Genomic DNA, 6052 nt, shown 5'->3' with positions numbered 1-6052 from the left:
TACTCGACCGCGTGCGCGGCCGCGGTCGCCACGCTCAGCGCCCCGGGGTCGGCCATGCCCACGTCCTCGCTGGCGAAGATGACCAGGCGACGGGCGATGAACCGGGCGTCCTCACCGGCGACCAGCATGCGGGCCAGCCAGTGCACCGCAGCGTCCACGTCCGAGCCGCGCATGCTCTTGATGAAGGCGCTGACCACGTCGTAGTGGGCGTCGCCGTCGCGGTCGTAGCGCACCGCCGCCACGTCGACGGCCTGCTCGGCGGTGGCGAGGTCGATCCGCCCGCCGCCGAGGGCCGTCGCGGAGGCGGCCGCCGCTTCCAGGGCGGTGAGTGCCTTACGGACGTCACCGGCGGCCAGCCGGACCAGGTGATCCTCGGCCTCGGTGGTCAGCACCAGCGCGCCGTCCAGACCACGCTTGTCGGCGACCGCGCGGCGCAGCAGGCCCCGCACCGCCTCGTCGTCCAACGGTTGCAGGGTGAGCAGCACGCACCGCGACAGCAGCGGTGAGATGACCGAGAAGTACGGGTTCTCGGTGGTCGCCGCCAGCAGGGTGACCGTGCGGTCCTCGACGGCGGCGAGCAGCGAATCCTGTTGGGTCTTGCTGAAGCGGTGCACCTCGTCGATGAAGAGCACGGTCTGCGGGCCACCGGAACGACGCTGGCGGCGAGCCGCCTCGATCACCGCCCGGACGTCCTTCACGCCGGCGGAGAGCGCCGACATGGCGACGAAGCGGCGGTCGGTGGCCCCGGCCACCAGGTGCGCGATCGTGGTCTTGCCGCTGCCCGGCGGGCCCCAGAGGATCACCGACATCGGAGCCCCGCCGGAGACCAGCTGCCGCAGGGGTGCGCCGGGAGCGAGCAGGTGCTCCTGCCCGACGAGCTCGTCGAGGGTCACCGGGCGCATCCGGACGGGCAGGGGCGAATCGTCGGCCACCGCGGTGAAGCCGTCGACACCGGCGGGACCGTCGGGCGCGCTGCGCGACCCGGCGGGTTCACCGAGGGAGAAGAGGGCGTCGGACTCCATCACGAAGACAGTACCGGGCCGGGCCCACGACGCCGGAATCGCGCCGCGGGCCCGCCACCGGTGATCGGTTCCGGTCAGCCACGCCCGGGGCGACGGCCCCGGTACCAGCGGCCACCGCCACCGCCGCGCGGGCCGCTGCCCACGCCGGCCAGGTAGAGCGAGAGCAGGAGCAGCCCGATGAGTACGAGGGTGTTCCAGTTGAACAGGTCCGGCGCTCCGAAGTCGGTGCCGAGCAGGTCAAGCAACAGGGCGAAGCCAAAAACGATGGCCGCGAGAATGGCGAGCATGTCGGTCCTCCGGTGGGGGTTCCCAGTAGGTCGGCGCGTGATGTACCCAATCGGTCGACTCGCCAATCTCCACGGTGGAGGTGGCCACGCCGCGACGGCCCGGCGGAGGCATTCGACCCCCGGCTCCTAGGCTGGACCCCATGATCAACGACGACCAGGTGCTCCAGGACCGGAGCGCCGTCCTGGCCGCCGTCGGGCACCACCCGTTCGCCCGGCACGCGCTCGGGCGGCCCGTGCCGGTGCGCGCGTACCAGCGTGGCGGTGCCGTGCTGTGGGTGGTGCCGCCGGAACACGGGCCGGCCGGCTGCGCGATCGGCCCGGCCGAGCCGGCGCTGGAGATCTGTGTCGCGCTGGCCGCCGACGGGATGTTCCAGTCCGGACAGCACCTGCACCTGCCTCGACACGATCGCGGTCTGCTGGTCGACCGGCTGGCGGTGACCGAGCACAGCGACTGGGACTTCCACTGGACCGACACGGCGCCGCCGGCGCAGCCGGACGAACAACCGGTGGTCCGCCTCACCGCCGCCGACCAGCCGGCGCTGGCGGCACTTGTCGAAGAGTCGTTTCCCACCAGCACCTCCCAGCCGGGCGACCCACGGGTGGTCGACTGGTACGGCATCTGGGCCGGCGACCGGTTGGTGGCGTGCGGCGCGGACCGCAGCCACAGTGACATCGGCTTCCTGGCCGGCCTGACCGTCGCCCCCGACCAACGCGGTCGGGGGCTGGGCGCGTCCCTGACCGCCGGGATGACCCGGGCGCTGCTGGCACGTCACGACCTGGTCGGGCTCGGCGTCTACACACACAACGTCGGTGCGGCGAGGCTCTACCGTCGGCTCGGCTACACCGACACCCTTCCGCTCAGCTCGATCCGCCTCGCCTGACCGGTCTGCCGTCCGGTCAGGCGAGGGGTTTTCGCTAACGGTCGGTGGCGGGCACCGGGACCGCGGTCGGCTCGACGGCCGGGGCGGCCCGACGACCCTCCAGCCAGGCGGGCAGGTAGAGCGGGGCGGCGACGGCCAACACCACAGCGCCGACCACCATCGCGGTGCTGACGCTGGTGGCGGCGGCGAGCGCGGTGAGCACCACCCCGCCGAGCGCGCCGGCCGGTTGCGCCATCATCGAGTTCAGCGAGAGCACGCTGGTCCGGTACGGGCCGTCGACCTGCCGGTGCAGCAGCCCACTGTGCAGCGGGTTGGACGCGCCGTGCACCGCGTAGCAGGCGAGGTAGGCCACCAGCACGCCGACCGGCCCGGCGAACAACCCCATCCCGACCACAGTCACGCCCTGCAGGACGCGGAGCAGGGCCGCACCCGGAGCGGCGCCGAACCAGCGCAGCAGCAGTGGGGTCAGTGCCGCGCCGGCGGCCGAGGCGAGCCAGGCGGCCGAGTTCGCCGGCCCGAGCAGCACCGCGGCGCGTTCCGGATCACCGATCACCTCGGCGAGTCGGACCGGCAGCAGCGACTCGAAGGTGACCATGCCGAAGCCCCAGAACAGCTCGACGGCCACCAACGCCAGCAGCACCCGGGAACGACGCAGCAGCCCGACGGCCTGACTGATCATCCGGGGCGCCTGGACCACCGAGGCCCGCAGCGCCGCGACCCCGGTGGCCGGCCGCTCCTCGACCAGCAGCACCACGAGCGCGACGAGCGCCGCCGCCTGCGCCACGATGGCGGCCAACACGGGCACCGTGAGCGCGGTGACCGGCCCGATCGGGCCGAGCGCGATGAGACCACCGCTGACCAGCGCGCCTCCGCCGATGGCGCCGCCGACGACGGTGCCGGCGTAGCCGAGGCCACGCTCGTACTCGGCCTGCGGGTCGGCGGCCAGGGTGGCGTCGACGTACCAGGACTCCAACGGGCCGCTGTCCAACGCCCGGTAGATGCCCTGCAGAGCCCAGACCACGAAGAACAGCGCGAAGGAGTCGGCCACGGCGAACAGCGCGAGGGAGACAAGGTTGAGCACCCCGGCGGCGAGCAGCACCGGTCGACGACCGAGAGCGTCGGCGAACCCGCCGGTGGGCAACTCCAACGCCAGCACCAGCAGCCCCTGAGCCGTGCCGACCAGGCCGATCTGCGGCAGCGACAGGCCGCGCTCCTGCATCAGCAGGATCATCACCGGGATCATCAGACCCGTGGGCAGCCAGCGCAGGCCGTAGAGCGTGAGGTAACGACGCCGAACCTGACGTACGGTCAACGCGCTCACCGTGTCTCCTCCGTTCGCGACTGCGGGGCTCGCAAACCCCGCTCACTCCTCGCGCTCACCAGCGCTCGTCCAGACGCGGGAAGCCGGCCAGGAACACGTGCACGGGTTTGACGTCCGGGGCATCGGTCGCGGCTTCGTCGCGGTAGCGCATCAACACCGCCCAGAGTTCGTCGCTGAGGGCACGCAGTCGGTCCGGGTCGAGGGGCAGCACCAGATCGCTCATCCCGGCGGCGTCGCGCCAGGCCGGAGACTGGTGGTGCTCGACGGCCAGCCAACGCTCGGCCAGATCGCCCATCAGCCGCACCTGATCCGCCTGAATCCACTGGACGGCAGCGCGGGCATCCGGGTCTTCGTCGAAGTCGGTGGGGTCGAAGTGACTCATGTCGTGCGCGGCCTGCCACCAACGCTGCCGACCGGTGCCCCGGTCGGGATCCTCGGCCACGAGCCCCACCTCGGCGAGTTGCCGCAGGTGATAGCTGGTCGCGCCGGTGTTGGTGCCCAGCTTCTCGGCGAGGGCCGTCGCGGTCGCCGGGCCGTCGATACGCAGCGAGCCGAGCAGCCGCATCCGCAGTGGGTGGGCCAGCACGCGAACCTGCCGGCCGTCCAGATCGACGCGCCGTGGCTCGGTGCCGCCGTCGGGCGGGGGGTTCTCCATAAGTGCACAATATCTCTGCACACTTTCTATGCACAAGTCTTGTGCATAGAAAGTGTGCAGACGACGGGTTTCAGGAGGACAGGAGTTCGCGCACCCCGCGCAGTCGCGTCCGCAGCAGGGAGGCGGCGCGCGCGCAATCGAGGCGTACGTCCAGAGGGCGGACCAGGCCGGTCGCCGCGCTGGTGGTGGTCCTCAACCCGGTCGGGTCCAGGCCATACCGCTCGGCGACCAGCAGGCCCAGCTCGGCTCGGCTGACCGCGTCCGGGCCGGCCACGTTGAGCACACCGGCGTACGTCGAGGCGACCAGTTCCAGCACGGCGGCGGCCAGGTCGGCGACGTCGATCGGGCAGCGCAGTTCGTCGCTGAACAGGGTGGCCCGACCGGCGAGCGCGTCCCGGCAGAGCTGGATCTGCTTGCTGCCCTCCCCCACGATCAGGGAGGTCCGCACCAGCGCCGCGCCCGGGTCGATCGCCCGTACGGCGGTCTCAGCCGCCGCCTTCGCGGCACCGTACGCATGCACCGGCGTGGGTGGTTCGTCGTCGGCGTACGGCACGGGTCGTCCGGCGTGCAGCGCGTCGCTGGACACGTGCACCAGCCGCGCACCCACCTCGGCGGCGGCGACCGCCACGTGCGCGGCCCCGTCGGCGGTGACCGCCCAGTCGCCGTACCGATAGGGGGTCCCGACAACGGCGTCCGGCCGCACCTCGGCGACCAGCGCGCGCACGGCGGACCGGTCGGTCACGTCCAACCGCCGTGCCGCGACCCCCGGCACCGCGATCTCACCGGAGTGGAACGTCCCGACAACGGAGAACCCGGCGCTCAGGCCCCGCCGACAGACCTCGCGCCCCAGTAACCCACTACCCCCGACAACAAGTACCCGCACCTGAGCCCACTCCCCCGCCAACGATCAAGAGGTCTGCGTCATCTCGCCGGGGCGATGATGACGCAGACCTCTTGATCAACCAAGCAGGGGCCGGGGGTGCGGTCAGACCGGGTCTGCCACCGGGGCTGCGGGGCCGGCCGTTCCGGTGTGGGCGGTTGCGGCGGGCTTGGGCTTGGCGTCGATGCCGGCCTCGGTGCGCTGCTGTGCGGTGATCGGGGTGGGCGCACTGGTCAGCGGGTCGAAGCCACCCCGGGTCTTCGGGAACGCGATGACCTCGCGGATGGAGTCGGCACCGGCGAGCAGCATGCAGACCCGGTCCCAGCCGAAGGCGATGCCGCCGTGCGGCGGGGCGCCGTACTTGAACGCCTCCAGCAGGAAGCCGAACTTGTCCTGCGCCTCCTCGGGGGTGATGCCGAGCAGGTCGAAGACCCGCTTCTGCACGTCACCCCGGTGGATACGGATCGACCCACCGCCGATCTCGTTGCCGTTGCAGACGATGTCGTACGCGTACGCCAGGGCCCGGTCCGGAGCCTCCTCGAACCGGTCGACCCACTCCGAGTTCGGCGAGGTGAACGGGTGGTGCACTGCCGTCCAACCGCCCTCGTCCGTGCGCTCGAACATCGGCGCGTCGACCACCCAGCAGAACGCCCAGGCGCTCTCGTCGATCAGGCCGGACCGCTTGGCGATCTCGACGCGGGCCGCCCCGAGCAGCTCCTGCGCCTCCCGGGTGGTGGCGCTCGCGGCGAAGAAGACCGCGTCGCCCGGCTTCGCGCCGACCGCGTCGGCGAGCCCGCCCAGGTGCTCGGCGGAGAGGTTCTTCGCCACCGGGCCACGTGCCTCGCCGGTCTCCGCGTCCAGCACCACGTACGCCAGACCGCGCGCGCCACGCGCCTTCGCCCAGTCCTGCCAGCCGTCCAGCTCCTTGCGGCTCTGCGCCGCGCCGCCCGGCATCACCACCGCGCCGACGTACCCGCCCGCGTCGATGGCCCCGGCGAAGACCCGG

General features: G+C 72.4%; 7 protein-coding genes. 1 reads left to right on the top strand and 6 read right to left on the bottom strand.

Annotated elements, in window-relative coordinates:
• The coding region (locus ABZ749_RS27190; RefSeq protein WP_357232802.1) for a replication-associated recombination protein A at positions 1-1022 on the bottom strand (1022 nt) is incomplete at its 3' end.
• Between the two features lie 74 nt (positions 1023-1096).
• Entirely contained in the window at positions 1097-1309 is a 213-nt protein-coding gene (locus ABZ749_RS27185) for a hypothetical protein (protein WP_124855015.1), read from the bottom strand.
• Between the two features lie 140 nt (positions 1310-1449).
• Here ABZ749_RS27185 and ABZ749_RS27180 point away from each other — a divergent pair, with 140 nt between their 5' ends.
• Entirely contained in the window at positions 1450-2190 is a 741-nt protein-coding gene (locus tag ABZ749_RS27180) for a GNAT family N-acetyltransferase (protein WP_357232800.1), read from the top strand.
• A gap of 34 nt (positions 2191-2224) precedes the next feature.
• Here ABZ749_RS27180 and ABZ749_RS27175 read toward each other — a convergent pair whose 3' ends face one another.
• From ABZ749_RS27175 to ABZ749_RS27160, 4 genes are all read right to left on the bottom strand, one after another.
• Positions 2225-3511, bottom strand: a complete 1287-nt coding sequence (locus ABZ749_RS27175) for an MFS transporter (RefSeq protein ID WP_357232798.1) — start codon at positions 3509-3511, stop codon at positions 2225-2227.
• A gap of 55 nt (positions 3512-3566) precedes the next feature.
• A complete protein-coding gene (locus ABZ749_RS27170) occupies positions 3567-4166 on the bottom strand; it encodes a helix-turn-helix domain-containing protein (RefSeq protein WP_357232796.1) in 600 nt (199 codons plus the stop codon).
• A 70-nt stretch (positions 4167-4236) separates the two neighbouring features.
• Entirely contained in the window at positions 4237-5049 is an 813-nt protein-coding gene (locus tag ABZ749_RS27165; RefSeq protein WP_357232794.1) for a sugar nucleotide-binding protein, read from the bottom strand.
• Positions 5050-5151: 102 nt separating this feature from the next.
• A partial coding sequence (locus ABZ749_RS27160) for an amino acid--tRNA ligase-related protein (RefSeq protein WP_357232792.1) occupies positions 5152-6052 on the bottom strand: 901 nt, incomplete at its 5' end.

The organism is Micromonospora sp. NPDC047753, from assembly GCF_040642735.1.
Classification (GTDB): domain Bacteria; phylum Actinomycetota; class Actinomycetes; order Mycobacteriales; family Micromonosporaceae; genus Micromonospora.
The sequence above is the reverse complement of the archived record's forward strand: the minus strand, read 5'-3'. Positions and strand labels throughout refer to the sequence as shown.

Bases quoted from the DNA above. Each gene is read 5' to 3' on its own strand.
- ABZ749_RS27185 (WP_124855015.1), bottom strand. From the start codon at position 1,309: ATGCTCGCCATTCTCGCGGCCATCGTTTTTGGCTTCGCCCTGTTGCTT.
- ABZ749_RS27180 (WP_357232800.1), top strand. From the start codon at position 1,450: ATGATCAACGACGACCAGGTGCTCCAGGACCGGAGCGCCGTCCTGGCC.
- ABZ749_RS27170 (WP_357232796.1), bottom strand. From the start codon at position 4,166: ATGGAGAACCCCCCGCCCGACGGCGGCACCGAGCCACGGCGCGTCGAT.